The sequence below is a fragment of the Streptomyces sp. P17 genome (genome assembly GCF_032436805.1).
Lineage (GTDB): Bacteria > Actinomycetota > Actinomycetes > Streptomycetales > Streptomycetaceae > Streptomyces.
Genome location: NZ_JAVRBF010000606.1, coordinates 1 through 289 on the forward strand (window position 1 = coordinate 1; position 289 = coordinate 289).

The following is a 289-nucleotide window of genomic DNA, read 5'->3' on the forward strand; positions in this document are numbered from 1 at the left end:
CGTCGAAGGAAGGTTCGCCGGTCGAACTCGCCAAGAAGCGACGCACGACATACCACAACCGCAAAGGCCTGTGGGTGTCGACGCCGGTTCACGAAGACACCAGCGTCATCGTCCAGCTCTTCAAAGAGACGCGGCAACACTACTTCCTCGTTACCTGCCCCGATTGCTCCGCCAAGCAAGTGCTGAAGTGGGACAACATCGTCTACAAGAAGGGGCAGGAGGAAGACGCGCTCTATCACTGCGACGACTGCGGTGCGCTGTGGACCGAGATGACAAAGCGCCGTCTCGT

At 59.2% G+C, this 289-nt stretch carries 1 protein-coding gene; it reads left to right on the forward strand.

All coding sequences use genetic code 11. The features are described from left to right. On the forward strand, positions 1 to 289 hold a 289-nt coding region (locus RMT89_RS42285; RefSeq protein ID WP_315889072.1), incomplete at both ends, for a phage terminase large subunit family protein.